The sequence below is a fragment of the Methylocapsa aurea genome, from assembly GCF_000746085.1.
Classification (GTDB): Bacteria; Pseudomonadota; Alphaproteobacteria; order Rhizobiales; family Beijerinckiaceae; genus Methylocapsa; species Methylocapsa aurea.
The window spans coordinates 23959-40799 of sequence record NZ_JQKO01000008.1 but is presented as its reverse complement, the minus strand read 5'-3'; the positions used below and the strand labels follow the sequence as shown (position 1 = coordinate 40799).

Annotated in this window: 11 protein-coding genes; 9 read left to right on the top strand and 2 right to left on the bottom strand. The window is 61.0% G+C overall.

The features are described from left to right. The first annotated feature begins 3 nt into the window (after positions 1 to 3). Positions 4 to 3126, top strand: coding sequence for an efflux RND transporter permease subunit (locus DL86_RS05745; protein WP_036259265.1), 3123 nt, complete (start codon positions 4 to 6; stop codon positions 3124 to 3126). 65 nt (positions 3127 to 3191) lie between these two features. On the opposite strand, the gene DL86_RS05740 is transcribed toward DL86_RS05745, so the two are convergent. Further along, positions 3192 to 4394: an MFS transporter gene (locus DL86_RS05740; RefSeq protein ID WP_245276262.1), complete on the bottom strand. Its 1203-nt coding sequence runs from the start codon at positions 4392 to 4394 to the stop codon at positions 3192 to 3194. A gap of 71 nt (positions 4395 to 4465) precedes the next feature. Continuing rightward, positions 4466 to 5083: a helix-turn-helix domain-containing protein gene (locus DL86_RS05735; protein ID WP_036259260.1), complete on the bottom strand. Its 618-nt coding sequence runs from the start codon at positions 5081 to 5083 to the stop codon at positions 4466 to 4468. A 327-nt stretch (positions 5084 to 5410) separates the two neighbouring features. On the opposite strand from DL86_RS05735, the gene DL86_RS05730 reads away from it, so the two are divergent. The 8 genes from DL86_RS05730 (at position 5411) to DL86_RS05695 (ending at position 16785) form a co-directional block, all read left to right on the top strand. Then, complete coding sequence (locus DL86_RS05730; protein WP_036259258.1) at positions 5411 to 6226, top strand: UDP-2,3-diacylglucosamine diphosphatase; 816 nt, start codon at positions 5411 to 5413, stop codon at positions 6224 to 6226. After that, positions 6226 to 7269: a glycosyltransferase family 4 protein gene (locus tag DL86_RS05725; protein WP_036259255.1), complete on the top strand. Its 1044-nt coding sequence runs from the start codon at positions 6226 to 6228 to the stop codon at positions 7267 to 7269. The genes DL86_RS05730 and DL86_RS05725 overlap by 1 nt, the downstream gene beginning before the upstream one ends. 370 nt (positions 7270 to 7639) lie before the next feature. Then, the gene (locus tag DL86_RS05720) at positions 7640 to 8653 is read left to right on the top strand and encodes a S1C family serine protease (RefSeq protein ID WP_036259253.1); all 1014 of its coding nucleotides are present in this window, start codon (positions 7640 to 7642) and stop codon (positions 8651 to 8653) included. Between the two features lie 336 nt (positions 8654 to 8989). Beyond that, positions 8990 to 9823 carry an FTR1 family iron permease gene (locus DL86_RS05715; RefSeq protein WP_036259251.1) on the top strand — a complete coding sequence of 278 codons (834 nt, stop codon included), beginning with the start codon at positions 8990 to 8992 and terminating at the stop codon, positions 9821 to 9823. A gap of 353 nt (positions 9824 to 10176) precedes the next feature. Beyond that, the gene (locus DL86_RS05710) at positions 10177 to 11652 is read left to right on the top strand and encodes a DEAD/DEAH box helicase (RefSeq protein WP_036259249.1); all 1476 of its coding nucleotides are present in this window, start codon (positions 10177 to 10179) and stop codon (positions 11650 to 11652) included. 233 nt (positions 11653 to 11885) lie between these two features. Continuing rightward, the gene (locus DL86_RS05705) at positions 11886 to 13094 is read left to right on the top strand and encodes an MFS transporter (protein WP_036259246.1); all 1209 of its coding nucleotides are present in this window, start codon (positions 11886 to 11888) and stop codon (positions 13092 to 13094) included. A gap of 496 nt (positions 13095 to 13590) precedes the next feature. Further along, positions 13591 to 16014 (top strand): TonB-dependent receptor, encoded by a 2424-nt coding sequence (locus DL86_RS05700; RefSeq protein WP_245276261.1) that lies wholly within the window; start codon positions 13591 to 13593, stop codon positions 16012 to 16014. Positions 16015 to 16134: 120 nt separating this feature from the next. Further along, the gene (locus tag DL86_RS05695; protein ID WP_036259241.1) at positions 16135 to 16785 is read left to right on the top strand and encodes a holo-ACP synthase; all 651 of its coding nucleotides are present in this window, start codon (positions 16135 to 16137) and stop codon (positions 16783 to 16785) included. The last annotated feature ends 56 nt before the right edge of the window (positions 16786 to 16841 follow it).

The window sequence follows — 16841 nt, the reverse complement described above, 5'->3', positions numbered from 1 at the left end:
AGAATGTCATTTACCGATATTTTCATTCGCCGACCGGTGCTGGCGAGCGTCGTCAGCCTCTTGATCCTGCTCATCGGCCTGGAATGCGCCTCCAAGCTGCAGGTTCGGCAATTTCCCGCGCTTTCCTCCACCACGATCACGATCACGACCACATATCCGGGCGCCAATGCGGACGTGATCAAGGGCTTCATCACGACGCCGATCGCCCAGGCGGTAGCGAGCGCCGAGGGCGTCGACACGCTGATTTCCAGCTCTCAGCAGAATGTCTCGACGATCACCCTCAACCTGCTTCTCAACGCCGATCCAGACCGCGCCGTCGCCGACGTGCTGTCGAAGGTGAACCAAGTCAAATATGTTCTCCCGCGAGAGGCCTTCGACCCGGTCGTCGTAAAGCAGACCGGCGATTCGACCGCGCTTCTTTATATGTCGTTCAGCTCGAAGGTTCTCACGCCCTCGCAGATCACCGATTACATGACGCGCGTCATTCAACCGAAGCTGCAAACAATCGACGGCGTCGCCAATGCGCAAATTCTTGGGGGCCAGACCTTCGCGATGCGGATTTGGCTGGATCCGAACCGCATGGCCGCGCGCGGCGTGACCCCGAACGATGTCAGGATCGCGCTGGCGGCGAATAATTTCACCGCCGCCGCGGGCCAGATCAAAGGCGATTTCACCCAAACCTCGATCAACGCCCAGACTTCGCTCAATTCGGCCAAGGCTTTCGGCCAGTTGGTCGTCGCGGCGCATGGCGATGCGCTGATCCGGCTTGGCGATATATCGACGATCGAACTCGGACCGGAAGCAGTCGATTCCTCCTCCGTTTTCGACGGCCTGAAAGCTGTTTTCATCGGCGTCTATTCGACCCCGACCGCGAACCCGCTGGATGTGATCAACGCCGTCAGGCAGGCCTTTCCCGAGATCAAGGCGCAATTGCCCGTCGGCCTCGAAGCCGCGATCGCCTATGACGCAACCGAATTCATCCGCGCCTCGATCAACGAGGTCGAGAAAACGCTCGGGGAAGCCGTCGTCATCGTCGTCATCGTCATTTTTCTCTTCCTCGGCAATTTTCGCTCGACGATCATCCCGATCGTGACCATCCCGCTGTCGCTGGTCGGCGTGATGATCATTCTGCTGGCGCTCGGCTATTCGCTGAACCTTTTGACCCTGCTCGCGCTCGTGCTGGCGATCGGCCTCGTCGTCGACGACGCCATCGTCGTCGTTGAGAACATCTATCGCCACATGGAAGAAGGAATGCCGCCGGTCGAGGCGGCGACCCAGGGCGCGCGTGAAATCACTGGCCCAGTCATTTCGATGACGATCACGCTCGCCGCCGTCTACGCGCCGATCGGCTTCGTCTCCGGGCTCACCGGCGCATTGTTTCGCGAATTCGCTTTCACGCTTGCCGGAGCGGTCGTTGTCTCCGGCGTCATCGCGCTCACTTTGTCGCCGATGATGTGCTCGCTTCTCCTGAAGCCGCCGGAGGCCAATCCGCGCGGCTTTCCGGCCTTGCTGGATCGCCTCTTCGATTGGTTGCGCAAAGCCTATCAGCGCCGCCTCCACAAGACGCTGAACTTTCGCGCCTTGACCGTGCTGATCCTCATCGGCGTCCTCGGCCTGACCGGCGTGATGTATATGTCGACGCCGAAGGAGCTTGCGCCGGAGGAGGACCAAGGCGTGGTCTTCGCCCTGATCAAGACGCCGCAATACGCAAACCTCAATTACATGGAAAAGGCGACCGAGCAGGTTCAGGCCTCGGCGGACCAAATCCCCGAAAAGGACCATGTGTTTCTGATCAACGGCTCAGGCGGCGTGCATCAGGGTTTCGGCGGCCTCATCCTGAAAGCCTGGGACCAGCGCGCACATAATCAGAAAGAGGTCATTCAGGCGCTGCAGCCGAAGCTTTCGGGCGTCACCGGAGCCCAGATCATCGCCTTCTCGCCGCCGCCGCTGCCCGGCTCGACTGGCGGCCCGCCGGTTCAATTCGTGATCCGCACGATTGGCGACTATCGCCAACTCGTCGAGGTGATGGCGCAGGTGGAGAAGGCCGCGCGCGAGAGCGGGCTCTTCATTTTCACCGACAGCGATCTCAAGTTCGATTTGCCGCAGATCGAATTCAAGATCGACGCCGACAAGGCGAACCGCCTCGGGATCACCATGCAGGAGATTGGCACCTCACTGGCGACCCTGCTTGGCGGCAATTACGTCAACCGCTTCAGCCTCAATGGCCGCAGTTACCAGGTTATCGCGCAGGCGCCGCGGGAGTTCAGGCAAACGCCCGATTGGCTGACGCGCTATCAGGTGCGCACGCGTTCGGGAGATCTTGTCTCGCTGGCGACGGTGGCGAGCGTGTCGACAAGCGTGCAGCCGAATGGATTGCCGACTTTCCAACAATTGAATTCAGCGACCTTGCAAGGCGTGCCCTTCCCCGGCCATACGCTTGGCGAGACGATTGATTTTCTGCAAAAGACGGCGGCGAACCTCCTGCCCGCCGGATACACGGTCGATTATCAGGGCGAGAGCCGGCAATATATTCAGGAAGGCAATGCGCTTCTGGTCACATTCGCCTTCGCGCTCATCGTGATCTTCCTCGTGCTCGCGGCGCAATTTGAAAGTTTTCGCGATCCTTTCATCATTCTCATCGCGTTGCCGACATCGATGTTCGGCGCGCTCTTGCCTTTGAACATTCTTGGCGTCGTCGGCGCGGCGAGCATGAACATTTATTCGCAGATCGGCCTCGTCACCCTGATCGGCCTGATTTCCAAACATGGGATCCTCATGGTGGAATTCGCCAACCGGCTCCAGGAAGAGGAAGGCATGAGCCGCCGCGCGGCGATCGAACATGCGGCGGCAGTGCGGCTGCGCCCCATTCTCATGACGACGGCGGCCATGGTGGTTGGCATGATTCCCCTGATCATCGCCGAAGGCGCCGGCGCGCGCAGCCGCTTTGCGATCGGCATCGTGATCGCCTCGGGAATGAGCATCGGCACGATTTTCACGCTGTTCGTGACGCCGGCGATGTACACGCTGATCGCGCGGGACCACAACAAGCGCAAAGAAGAAGACCGTCTGCAAAAACTCCTATTCCCGCCGCAGGCCCTTGAACAGGATCGGTCCGCCGCCGAATGACGAGCGCGGGCGCGATGCCCAAAGAGGTTACGGCCTTTTGGACATCCATGCGCTTGCGTTTCAAATCAGGCGGGAAGCCGCCGTTTGAGCGAGCCGGCGGCCAGCGCTAGCGCGAGACCCGCGCAAGCCAGCGCCGCCATGGCGAGATAGGCCTTTTGCCCAAAGAGGCTAGTCAGCCTGCCGGAAGCGAAAGTCGCCGCCGCCAAGCTGAGAGCGGAAGCCGCCGAGAGCCAGCCCTGCATCCGCGCCCGATGGGTGGGGAGCGCGAGGCCGCCAAGGAGCAGGACGCTGCCGCATGTTGTGGCGCCAAAACTCAAACCATGCATGGCCTGCAGGGCGATGAGACGCCAAGGCTCGGGATCGGCGCTCATCGCCCACCAGCGCAAGGCGGCGCCTAAGCCCCCGATCATGAGAAGGCCGATGGCGTTTTTCTCCGCGCCGAAGAAACGCGCCATGAGCAGAAAAAGCAGGCTCTCGGAGGCGACGCCGATCGCCCATGCGGCGCCGATGAAATCAGACGAAAGCCCCGCCTGCCGCCAGTGGATGGTGCCAAAGGAATAGACCTCGGCATGGCTCGCCTGGATCAGGGCGGCGGCGGCGATGCAAACGATTGCGAGCCGCAGTCGCGCGGCGTCTGCGGTCATGCGGCCGCCTTCCGACGCGCGCCAAGGTCCGGCCTTTTTCAGCTTCAGGGCGGCCAGCACGGCGACGCAAACAGGCGCCAAGGCAACCAATGTCAGCGCGAAAATAATCCGCTCGCCCGGGAATATCCCGACGATCCTGCCAGAGAGCAGCATCATCGTCAGCACGCCCACCGAGGTCCAGACCCGGATATGGCCATAAGCAATCGAGCGCTGACCCAAGGCGTCGACGCGCCGAATCTCATTGAGCGTCAAGGCGTCGGCGAGCGGGAGCATCGCGCCCATCGCCAGCGCCACGACCAGCGCGCCAAGGAAGATCGCCGCAAAGCCCTCGACAATGTCGAGGCCGCAATAACCGGCCAGCATCGTCATCGCGCATGCGGAAAGAACCAGCGCGATGCCAAGCCTGTCGGCGAGCGCCGCGATAATCGGCGTGGCCAGGACGCGCATGACCATCGGGGCGGCGATGACGGTCGCGATCTCGCCATCGGAAAGTCCCCGAGCGGCCAACCACACCGGAAAATAAGGCAAATGCAATCCGACGGGCAGAAACAAAACAGCCGCCAGGATCGAGAGATGCAATGCGGTCCGATCGCTGTCCGCCGGTTTCGCGCCAGACGGATTCAAGCTCTTGTCCACATTATTTTTGGAAATCATCTTGGCTGAGAACAAGAGAAATGGGCGGGGCGAAATCAGCCCTATTCCATCGCCGCGGCTTTGAGAATGCAGACCATCATGGCCGCCGCCGGCTTTTGTGAAACATTGCGGATTGTATGCGGACGGTCGCAGCGGTAGCGCAGCGTTTCGCCGGCCTTGGCCCGGTCGATCGCGCCGCCGACCTCGACCTCGAGCTCCCCCTCGCTGACCGACAAGCTCTCGACCGAACCGCGCTGATGCGCCTCCGACTCAAGCACGCCGCCGGGATCGGCATAAAAATCATACCATTGCAGCCATTCGACCGTCTTGATCCAGCCGATGATGGCGAGCTTGCATTTGCCATCATCCGAAACCAGGATCGGCGTATCGCCGCGCGATGATTTCTCCAAGAAGGGCTCGTCGTCGGCGGCCTGCAGAACCCGGTCGATCGAGACATCGAGCGCCTGCGCGAGGCGCCAGATCGTCGCGAGCGTCGGATTGGTCTCGTTGCGCTCGATCTGGCTGATGATCGACTTGGCGACGCCCGATTGTTCGGAAAGTTCGGAGAGCGAAAGATTATAGGCCTTGCGCAGCCGCTGCACGGTTTTGCCGAGCTGGCTCGACAAGGCAAGCGCGCCCGCCTCCAAAACCTTGACCTTCTCACGTCCTTCGATGCCCATGGATCCGGCTCGTTGTTGCCCTTGCGTTTGAGAAAATAGCTGGTTTCGTTTGAAATATCGAACGATCATTTGAGCGAAACGTGAACTTCAGAGCATAGCGTCGCCGCCGCGGAATTCCTGCGACGGGCGTTCTCATGGCGCCCGGATTCCGACCGGAAGCCGGCCACAGCTTTCCTGCTATTCCCTTGATTTGCTTAGTTTCTCTACCGGAGAAACCGTCACGCCAACAAGCGCGTTCTCGCCCCTCGCCTGACTGCTGTCATCCAACCGCCATAAGAATCTGCTCTTGCATGCTCGGATACGACATTCAAATCCGAGGTCACGCCGGTGAGCCACGAACGAGAGCCGACCCATTATCGCACGCTCTTTCTCTCCGACATCCATCTCGGAACGCGCGGTTGCCAGGCCGAACTCCTGCTCGATTTCTTGCGACATAATGAAGCCGACACAATCTATCTCGTCGGCGACATCATCGACGGGTGGCGGCTGAAAAGCGGCTGGTACTGGCCGCAGGCGCATAATGACGTCGTGCAGAAGTTTTTGCGCCAGGTGCGCAAGGGCTCGCGGATGCTCTATGTGCCGGGCAACCATGATGAATTCGCCCGCGACTTTATCGGCACGGTGTTCGGCGGCGTTGAAGTCGTCGACCGCGCCTATCATGTCACCGCCGATGGAAAGCGTCTGCTTGTCGTCCATGGCGACCAGTTCGACATGGTCGTGAAACATGCGCGCTGGCTTGCCGCGCTGGGCGATTGGGCCTATACTTTCGCGCTTTGGTCGAACATCGGGTTCAACAAGATCCGGCGCTCATTGGGTTTCCCTTATTGGTCCCTCTCCGCATGGGCCAAGCTCAAGGTAAAGAATGCTGTGAACTTCATTAGCGCTTTCGAGGAAGCATTGGCCGAAGCCGCGCGACGCGACGAGGCCGACGGCGTGGTATGTGGTCACATCCATCACGCTGCGATCCGCGACATGGGCGGCGTCGTCTATGTGAACAGCGGCGATTTCGTCGAATCCTGCACCGCCATCGCCGAGCATGCCGACGGCCGGCTCGAGATTGTGCACTGGCAGCTCACCGCCGTGCAGCAAAAGGCCGCCGCCGCGGCGGCGCAGGTCCGGGCGGTGACGAAGGCAGCCGCCTGATGCGCATCCTCATTGCGACGGACGCCTGGAAGCCGCAAGTCAATGGAGTTGTCCGATCGCTTGAATCCGTGGCCAAGGCGTTAGGTGAATTCGGCGCCGACATTGAATTTTTGACGCCGCAGGGTTTTGCTTCGATTCCCCTACCGACCTATGGCGAAATTAGGCTCGCCTTGGCGACGCCGAGGGCGGTCGCAAGACGCCTCGATGGGCCCTCGATCGACCATATCCACATTGCGACCGAAGGCCCCGTCGGCTTTGCCGCCCGGCGCTATTGCCTGCGCTCGAACCGCCCTTTCACGACGAGCTATCACACCCGCTTTCCCGAATATATTTCGGCCCGCGCACGCGTGCCGGAATCCTTCACCTATGCGCTTTTGCGCCGTTTTCACAATGCAGGCTCGGGCGTCATGGTCTCGACCGCTTCAATTGCCAATGATCTCGAAAACCGCGGCTTTCAACGCTTGATGCACTGGTCGCGCGGCGTCGATCACAGCCAGTTCACTCCGGCCAAAGCCTCGGTCATGAACCTGCCCCGGCCGATCTTTCTCTATGCCGGACGCCTCGCGCCCGAAAAGAATGTTGAGACTTTCCTGGCCCTGGATCTGCCCGGCTCCAAAGTCATCGTCGGCGACGGCCCCTCCCGCCGGGCGTTGCAGGCCAATTACCCCGAGGCCCATTTTCTCGGCTCGCAAACCGGCGACGCTCTCGCCGTTTCCTATGCTTCGGCGGATGTTTTCGTGTTCCCAAGCCGCACCGACACATTCGGCATGGTGCTGCTCGAAGCCCTCGCCTGCGGCCTGCCGGTGGCGGCCTTGCCGGTGCCGGGGCCGCTCGACGTCATTGGCGCTAGCGGCGCCGGCGTTCTCGACGCGGATCTGCGCGCCGCCTGTCTCGCCGCGCTCGAAATCCCGCGCGAAAAGGCGCGGGAGCATGCGCTAACCTTTACCTGGGCGAACAGCGCCCGGCAGTTCCTCGACAATATTCTCCTCGCCAAAACCGCCGGACCCTGCCAGATGATCGCAAGCCCCGGCCTTACCGGCTAAGTTTTTCCGCGCGAATTCCTGAAAAGCGGCGGTCATGCAAGTTGCACGCGCTGACGCCGCTTCATGAACCGCACAACATGAGCCGCCAAGCCGCGCGACAGGCCTTCGCCCGGCCCTTTGAGCGCTTTCTGATCGATCGAATGGAGTCATTCGATCGATCAGAAAGCGCTCCAGTGTCAAAAGAGTCTAAGCATGTTCTGGTCGAACAGTTCGAACCAATCTGTTCGGAATATGCTCTAGATCCGCGCAAGTTTGGTCGGTGCGCCGCAATGCCTGCCGCCGGGCGCTCATTCAAGACTTCGCGGCCCACCCTCTTAACGCACGGAAATCCGGCCCCATATCAATGGGGCCACAAAAGGATTGACGTGAAATGCTTGAGGTCTTTCCCTCATTCATCCTTGATGAAGACGACGGCGTTCGGGCGCCAGCCTCCGCCGATAACCGGGTCGATGACTCTTCCCTTCTGGACGCCTACTCCAGGAGCGTGACCCGGGTCGTCGAGCAGGTCGGGCCGAGCGTCGTGCGCCTCGACATTCGCCGCGGCGATGGCAAACGGGCGGGATCGGGCTCCGGCGTCATCGTCTCGCCGGACGGGCTCGTCCTCACCAATAGCCATGTCGTGCAAGGGGCCAGACGCGCCGAGGTGACGACGCTCGATGGGCGGAGCTTCTCCGGCCGCGTCCTCGGCGACGATCCCGACACCGATCTCGCACTGGTCCGGATCGATGAGAGCGCGACGCTTCCGGCGGCGCGGCTCGGCGATTCCAAGACGCTGAAGCCCGGCGAAATCGCCATCGCGATCGGCAATCCGCTCGGCTTCGACGCCAGCGTCACGGCGGGCGTCATTTCGGCTCTTGGCCGGTCTCTGCGTTCGAAGAACGGCCGCCTGATCGAAGATGTGATCCAAACCGACGCGGCCCTCAATCCCGGCAATTCCGGCGGCCCGCTCGTCTCGTCGAAAGGCGAGGTGATCGGCGTCAACACCGCCATTATCACGGGCGCTCAGGGCATATGCTTCGCCGTCGCCTCGAACACGGCGAGCTTCGTGCTCGGCGAACTCGTGTCGCATGGGCGCGTTCGGCGCGCCTATCTCGGGATCGGCGCCGGCACGATCCTCCTGCCGCGGAGAATCGCGCTTCGGCTTGGCCTCGCTCAGACGACGGGCGCCGTGGTCAGCATGGTGGAGGCGGAGAGCCCGGCCGATCACGCCGGCCTCCTCACCGGCGATATTCTGCTCGCGATCGATGGCGCGGCGGTCACTGGCGCCGATGATCTTCTGCGCTTCCTCGACGCCGAAAAAATCAATCGGACGATTCCGCTCGACGTTCTTCGGCGCTCAGATCGGCGCCGCTTCTGGGCCGCCCTTCGCGAACGGGAACGCTAGAGCACGAGTCTGCCTCATCGGGAAGCGCTCCAACGCATCCTTTGCGGCGTGACCGGCCACGCGCCTACTTCTGCCCGCCGCGAGAGATCGGATCGGCTTTACTTGACACCTTCAAGCAATGACTGCTGGTCGGCGTCAAGCGAGCCGCTTTTCCTTTTTATATCAATTCTAAAGATGGATCTTTACATTGATTGGCTGCATATCTTGGTGTAAAGCGCCAAAGCGTTTCGGGTTTCGCTCCGTAAGAGCCGGCCCTGTCGGGCCATCGCCGGTTCAGCCCGGCGGACGAAACCGCGGGGAAAATTCGGACCGTTCGGCGCCAAAGGAGCATTCAGCGTGATCGGCGCTCTCATTATCGTCCTGCGCGAGGTCATTGAAGCGGGACTGATTGTCGGCATCGTTCTCGCCGTGACCAAATCCATGCCGGGGCGGATGGCCTATATCGCCGGCGGCCTTGGCGCCGGACTCCTTGGCGCCGGCGTCGTCGCGATTTTCGCAGGCGCCCTCTCCAATGCCTTCGAGGGCGTCGGCCAGGAAATTTTCAACGCGTCCATTCTTGCGACCGCCGTGATCATGCTCACATGGCATAATGTCTGGATGGCGCGCCACGGCCGCGAGATAAGCGAACAATTGCGCCGCACTGGAAGCGAAGTCGCCGCCGGATCGCGATCGCTTCTCGCCCTTGCCGTTGTCGTCGGACTGGCTGTCCTGCGGGAGGGCTCCGAAGTCGTGCTGTTCCTCTATGGAGTGGTGATTTCAAGCGGCGCCTCCGGCTTCGGCCTGTTTCTCGGCGGATTGCTCGGGCTCTTGCTTGGAACTGCGATCAGCGGGCTCACTTATGCGGGTCTCGTCACCATCCCCATGCGTTATCTTTTCCGAGTGACCAGTCTTCTGATCGCATTCATGGCGGCCGGCATGGCGGCGCAAAGCGTCGCCTTTCTCGAACAGGCGGATCTCGCAACGGTCTTGGGTCGGATCGTCTGGAATACGTCATCGATCCTGCCAGACAGCGGCATGATCGGCCGCGTCCTCCACACCCTCCTTGGTTATTCCGACAAGCCGACGGAGCTGCAGCTCCTCGCCTATGTCGGAACCCTCGCCGGCATGTTCGGCCTCATGAGGCTTTTATCGCCTCCAACAAAACAAAACCAACGGCTCGCAACCCGTTGAAGGCTTTGTAATGAGCGGCTTTTTGTCCCGGCCTTGCCTCTGGCCGCGGCAATTCAGCGCAGGCGCGCTTGCCGATTTAGCTTTGCCGATCAATGCGGCGCTTGTAATTCCATTGTCTTAAGACGATAATAGTATACGAATGCGACAAGAAATCGCGTGTATGCCTCCGTCTGGCCGCGAGGGCGCGTCGGTTTGAACCCCTGCCGTTCAGGCAACGCACAGTTCTTGCTTCACCAATTAATCTTGCAAAAACCTGGACGGATTTTTGCGTCTCGAGGCCAAGGCTCGCCTGCCTGCGCGCCCGGACCTCACCAATCCAAGCTTCCGGCTAAACAGCCCATTTCAGGATCATAATGACATTTAACGAACTCGGACTCAGCGAGAAGGTTCTCCAAGCCGTGGAGGCTTCCGGCTATACGATTCCGACGCCTATTCAAGCGCAGGCGATTCCTGTCGCGCTCGCCGGACGCGACGTGCTGGGCATCGCCCAAACCGGCACCGGCAAGACTGCCGCCTTCACCCTTCCAATGTTGTCGCGTCTCGAACAAGGCCGGGCCCGGGCGCGGATGCCCCGCACCCTCATTCTCGAGCCGACCCGCGAACTCGCCGCGCAAGTCGAGGAAAGCTTCGCCCGCTACGGCGTCAATCACAAACTCAATGTCGCTCTCCTGATCGGCGGCGTCTCCTTCGGAGATCAGGAAACCAAGATCATGCGCGGCGCCGATGTCCTCATCGCAACGCCTGGCCGCCTCCTCGATTTTTCGGAACGCGGCAAGCTGCTTCTCACCGGCATCGAGATTCTTGTGATCGACGAAGCGGACCGCATGCTCGACATGGGTTTCATCCCCGACATCGAGCGCATCTGCAAGCTGGTTCCGTTCACCCGGCAGACCTTGTTCTTCTCCGCCACCATGCCGCCGGAAATCACCCGGTTGACGGAGACTTTTTTGCACAATCCGGTGCGGATCGAGGTCGCCCGCGCCGCCTCCACCGCCGTCACCATCACCCAAGGCCTCGTCGCCTCCGCGACCGGCCCGGCCAAACGCGAAACCTTGCGCCGCCTCATTCGCGGCGCGGCGGATTTCAAGAACGCGATTATTTTCTGCAATCGCAAGCGCGATGTGGCGGTGCTGCATAAGTCGCTGCAAAAGCACGGCTTCAACGCCGGCGCGCTGCACGGCGACATGGACCAGCGCGCGCGCATGACTTCCCTCGATGCTTTCAAATCGGGCGATGTCGACCTCCTCGTCTGCTCGGACGTCGCCGCGCGCGGCCTCGACATTCCCGATGTCAGCCATGTGTTCAATTTCGATATCCCGACCCACGCGGAAGATTATGTTCATCGCATCGGCAGGACCGGGCGAGCCGGCAAAAGCGGCGTCGCGATTTCGATCATCACCCGCGCGGACCAAAAGCATGTCGGTGAGATCGAACGCCTGATCGAGCGAAAGATCGATTGGCTCGGCGACGAGACGCTGGCGAATTTGCCCGATGACGAAGCCGCGGAGCATCCGCCGCGCCGCGAGCGCGGCTCGCCATCCCGCCGGCCTGCGCCCCACCGTGCGGAAACCGACCATGCGGAGAGCGCCGGTCGCGCTCTGCAAGCAGCAGCGACGAAGCCCACCCGCTCACGGCGGCGCGTCGAGGAGAGTCCCGCCGCCCCCGCACCCGTTTTGGTAGTTGAGGCCGGAGCGCATGCCGCGCCTTCGCGCCGGCCAAGGCGGCGACAGGAAGAGGACGACGCGCCGGTCATCGGCATGGGGGACCATGTTCCGATGTTCATGCTGCGCCCGGTAAAGCTCAAATCCTCCAAATCGGCCGAAGAATAAAGCCAATCGCGAGACGTGACGCGGAGCGCGGGAGATGGCCGCACCCGCTTCCGATCCCTAATAGTCAAGCCGCTCTCGCATCCGTCCGGCGGTTTCCTAGAGCGCTTCCCGATCGGATGGAATCATCTGATCGAAAAGGAATCGCTCAAATTCGACGAGTTGAGCATGTTCGGCGCCCGCCATTGGCGGGCATTTCTTTGCCTCGCCGCGCATCGAATGAAGGGCAAGGCCTCATGTCGAAAGCCGCTCCCAAGCCAAAATATTTCCTGCGGGACATTCCCTCCGGGATCTGGGCGCTGGGCTTCGTCTCAATGCTCATGGATGTCTCATCCGAGATGATCCATGGCCTGCTGCCCGTCTATCTGGTGACCGGGCTTGGAGCCTCGATGGCCGCAGTGGGGCTGATCGAAGGAATCGCCGAAGCGACGGCCTCCATCACCAAGATCTTCTCCGGGGCGCTCTCCGATCGCCTCGGCAAGCGCAAGCTGCTCGCCGCCTTCGGCTATGGTCTGGCCGCCTTCACCAAGCCCGTCTTTCCACTGGCCTCGAACATTGGATGGCTGATCGCGGCGCGCTTTGTCGACAGGATCGGCAAAGGGATCCGCGGGGCGCCGCGCGACGCGCTGGTCGCCGATATTTCACCGGCCCATTTGCGCGGCGCGAGCTTCGGCCTCAGACAATCCCTCGACACCGTCGGGGCGTTTCTCGGCCCGCTCCTGGGCATCTTGCTTATGTGGCTGACCGCCGACAATTTCAGGGCGGCATTCTGGGTCGCGGCGGTCCCCGCCTTTCTGGCGCTTGCGCTCATTTGCTTCGCCGTGCATGAGCCGAAACGGCCAGATGGCCTGCGCAAGGTGCGCAACCCCTTAAGCCTTACGGAAATGCAGCGTCTCGGGGCACTCTATTGGTGGGTTGTTGGCGTCGCGACAGTCTTCACCCTCGCGCGATTCAGCGAAGCCTTCTTGGTGCTCCGCGCCCAGAATGCCGGCCTGCCCATCATGCTGGCGCCAGCCGTCCTTGTGGTGATGAATATCGTCTATGCGCTCACCGCCTATCCCGCCGGCGCGCTGTCCGATCGAATGGATCGACTGAGCATCCTGGTCATCGGCCTCCTCTTGCTGATCGCCGCCGATATGACGCTGGCGCTCGCGACCAGCCTTGCGGGAATCGCCCTTGGCGTCGTTCTGTGGGGCCTCCACATGGGCCTGACGCAAGGGCTGCTGGCGACCCTCGTGGCCGACGCCTCGCCGCCGGAGCTGCGCGGCGTCGCCTATGGCTACATCAATCTGTTTGGCGGATTGGCGATGCTCGCCGCCAGCGTCATCGCCGGAGCGCTTTGGGATGCGAGCGGCCCGCAGGGCGCCTTTCTAGCTGGCGCGGGATTCGCGTTCATCGCCCTGGCTGGCCTCTTGGTCCTCCGCCGCAAGCTCCGCGCGAAATAAACGGATATCCGCCACGCCGGAATTCTTAGAGCATTTTCGAGCGAAGTGGATACCGGTTCGCGTTAAGAAAATGCGATAAAACAAAAACCTAGAGCCGGATGACTTTGGACGGAATCGCAACGCGATCTCGTCCAAAGTCTGAATCCGCCTCTCATCAAAGAGTTAGAGCATGATGTCGTCCGAAAACCGGTTTCCACTTTTCGGCATCATGCTCTAGAGCTGCTTTCAGGTTCCGCGGAAACTGAAAGCGCTCTAGCGCCGCAGCCCAATCAAGGAGCCAAAGCAGCTTTCAGGTATTTCATCGGTGAACTTTTCCATGATTGAAGATGAAGTCTTCTATAGAAGCTTGAACTTAGATGCATCATGGCAACAGCTTCGCGTTATTCGCAAGTAAAGCCGACAAACCCATTGTGACCCTGGTCCTTGAAATCTAGTCTCTTGCGACGAGAATGGAAATCCTGGTCAATAGGCGGGGGACATGCGGCGGAAATTCAGGTTGGCGAAAACTCAGAGCCTTGGCGCGGCTTTCGCGCTTTTGCCAGCGGCCTTGGCGCTTTTGCCTATGACGCAAGTCGCCGCGCAGACCGCCGAGCCCGCCGCCACGGTGGCCTTGCCGGAGGTCGACGTCGTCGCGACGTCGCCCTTGCCCGGAAGCGGCGAGGATCCTGAAAAATTCCCCAGTCTCGTGCAAAGTCTATTCGGGCCGGATTTCGAACGCACCTATTCCCCGAATATCACCGACGCGTTGCAGCAGCGCGTGCCAGGGATTTTCGTCGACGACATCAATGGGAACCCTTTTTCCCAGGAATTATATTATCGCGGCTTCGTCGCCTCGCCGCTGCAGGGGTCGCCGCAGGGGCTCGCCGTCTATCAAAACGGCATCCGCGTCAACGAGGCATTCGGCGATACGGTCAATTGGGACCTCATTCCGCCGCAAGCGATCGCCCGCACCGACGTCTTCACCGCCAACCCGATCTTCGGCCTCAACGCGCTTGGCGGCGCGATCAGCATCCAGATGAAAAACGGCTTCACCTGGCAAGGTTTCCAGGCGCAGGCGATGGGCGGCTCCTATGGGAGAGCCAGCGGCCTCATCGAATATGGCAAGCAAATTGACAATTATAGCCTCTATATCACCGTCGACGCCGCGCGCGACGATGGTTGGCGGCGTTTCTCGCCGTCCTCGCTCGTCCGTCTTTATGGCGATGTCGGATATCGGACGCAGGACGCGGAATTGCACCTCATCGCCAGCGGCGCCAGAACGACGCTGGGCGTCGTCGGGCCAACGCCCGTCGGCCTCCTCTCTCAAGACTACGCAAATGTTTTCACCTCGCCGCAGACCACGCTCAACGAGGCCGGTTCGCTGGCCTTTACGGGCAAATTCGAGATCAATCCGCAATGGTCCATTTCGAGCAATTTCTATTTGCGGAACTTCAATCAGAAACACGTCGACGGGAACGATTCTGATCTCCAGGATTGTTCTGAAAATACCTTGCCGACCAATTTCAGCGGCTTCCTCTGCCTCGACAACAGCAACTTCCCCGGCATAACCTCCCCCACTACCGCCGATGGCGACCGCTTCGTCATCCTGGGCCAGAATGGGAAGCCGCTCTTAACCTCGAGCAGCGCCGTCTATGGAACCGTGGACCGCACCTTCACCCATTCGACCACCGCAGGGACCGCGCTCCAGGCCACCAATCGCGATAAGGTCTTCGGCCACGACAATTACTTGACCTTTGGCGGCAGCGTCGACCGAAGCTTTTTCAGCTTCAGCGCCACCAGCACGCTCGGCAATATCTATCCCGATCTGGTCATTGGCGATGGTCTGTTTCAGGGTTCGGGATCTATCATTCGAACTCTGGGCGGCATCGGCTATGTCCCGACCTATCTGACCGGGACAACCACCTATTACGGGCTCTATGCCCTCGACACCTTCAACATCACGCCCGAACTCGCCCTGACAGCCGGGGCGCGGCTCAATATCGCCAGCATCCTTACCGAGGACGCCAGCGGAACGGCCCCCGAACTCAATATCAACAGCGCCTTCTCGCGCATCAATCCGGTTGTCGGGCTGACCTATCAAATCATGCCCAGCCTCAACGCCTACGCTGGCTATTCGGAGGCGAACCGAGCCCCAACGCCCCTCGAACTCGATTGCGCCGATAAGAATCGCCCCTGCCTGCTTGAAAATTCGCTCGTCGCCGACCCGCCGCTGAACCAGGTCGTGTCCCATACGGTGGAGGCTGGCCTGCGCGGGACGCAGCTTGTTGGCGGTGGGCGCATCGATTGGAAGGCGGGCCTGTTCCGCACCGAGAGCACGAATGACATTATCGCGCTGGCGAGCACGATCACCGGGCACGGCTATTACGCGAATGTGCCGGCGACGCTGCGGCAAGGGGTCGAGGCCGGCGCGGAGTTCCGCAGCGGCGATTGGCTGGCCTATGTCAATTATAGTTTCGTCGACGCGACCTACCGATTTTCTGGATCCCTGGCTTCGCCCAACAATCCCTTTGCCGACGAGGAAGGCAATGTTTTCGTGACCCCAGGCGACCATATTCCGGGCATTCCCCGTCAGCAGGTCAAGTTCGGCGCCGATTACGCCTTCACGCCGAAATTCAAACTTGGCGGCGACGTCCGCGTAGTGGGAACGCAATATTATATTGGCGACAATTCCAACCTTAACCCGAAATTGCCCGCCTATTGGGTGGCGAACCTACATGCGTCCTATCAGATCACCGACAATATTCAGGTCTTTGGGCTCATCAACAATCTGTTCAATAATCGAAACCCGACCTATGGCGCTTTCTTCGATACGGACACCGATGCGCAACGCGCGGTCGCGACGAATTTCACAAGCGACCCGCGGACGATTACGCCCCTGCAGCCGATTTCCTTCTATGGCGGGATGAAAGTCACGTTTTAGGCTGCCCTAAATCCGCGGGCTAAATCCGAGGGAGAGCCTCGCAGATTCAAGGCTGTCGACAAGGCCCGCGAGAGGTCCCGGCTTGCGCGCGGCAGATTTTTGGTGTCTTGTCGACCATCTGTGGCTTCGCTTTCTGTCGCTAAGGCCGGCGACAATCGAGCCGCATTCACGATCAACAGCCTGTTGAAGGGCGACATCGCTTTGGAAGAAACCCCGCCCCCGGCGACCAACGCCGCATCGTCGCAATCGGCCGGTTCCGGACTGAATGGCGCGCCGGGCGGCATCGGCATTGAAATAGTGACCCTGGCGAGCCTGCCGGACGCCGCAAACTTTGGCGAGCATGACTTTTATCTCGATGCTTTCGCTCCGTCCGAGATCGCCTATTGCCTTCGACAGCCCGCCATCAAGGCATCGTTCTGCGGTCTTCTAGCGGCAAAAAAGGCGATTCTCAAATCTGGCGCCGCGAAAGGTCCGCTCGAAACCCTGCGGCGGATTGAAATCGTCCACGACGCAGACGGCAGGCCGACCTACCCTGGCGCTCTTGTGTCGATCAGCGATACCGATGCAGCCGCCGCGGCCGTCAGCCTCTATTCAAGCGGCCAGAGCCCTTTCCCCGTTGGCGCCGCCGGGAGCGACCGTGGACCAAACGGCGGCCCGGCCAATCCGCTGAACCGTGGAACGCAAATTTTCGTCATTGCGGTGCTGCTGTCGCTCGTCTTCCTCTTCGCCTTCGGGCTTTGGAAGATATTGCAATTCGCGTCGATGCGCTGATCGGCGGACCGCGCCGCTCCGTTTCCGGGATGCGCGGGACCACCACGGACCGCCGC

Bases quoted from the DNA above. Each gene is read 5' to 3' on its own strand.
- DL86_RS05745 (WP_036259265.1), top strand. From the start codon at position 4: ATGTCATTTACCGATATTTTCATTCGCCGACCGGTGCTGGCGAGCGTC.
- DL86_RS05735 (WP_036259260.1), bottom strand. From the start codon at position 5,083: ATGGGCATCGAAGGACGTGAGAAGGTCAAGGTTTTGGAGGCGGGCGCG.
- DL86_RS05705 (WP_036259246.1), top strand. From the start codon at position 11,886: ATGTCGAAAGCCGCTCCCAAGCCAAAATATTTCCTGCGGGACATTCCC.
- DL86_RS05720 (WP_036259253.1), top strand. From the start codon at position 7,640: ATGCTTGAGGTCTTTCCCTCATTCATCCTTGATGAAGACGACGGCGTT.
- DL86_RS05710 (WP_036259249.1), top strand. From the start codon at position 10,177: ATGACATTTAACGAACTCGGACTCAGCGAGAAGGTTCTCCAAGCCGTG.
- DL86_RS05725 (WP_036259255.1), top strand. From the start codon at position 6,226: ATGCGCATCCTCATTGCGACGGACGCCTGGAAGCCGCAAGTCAATGGA.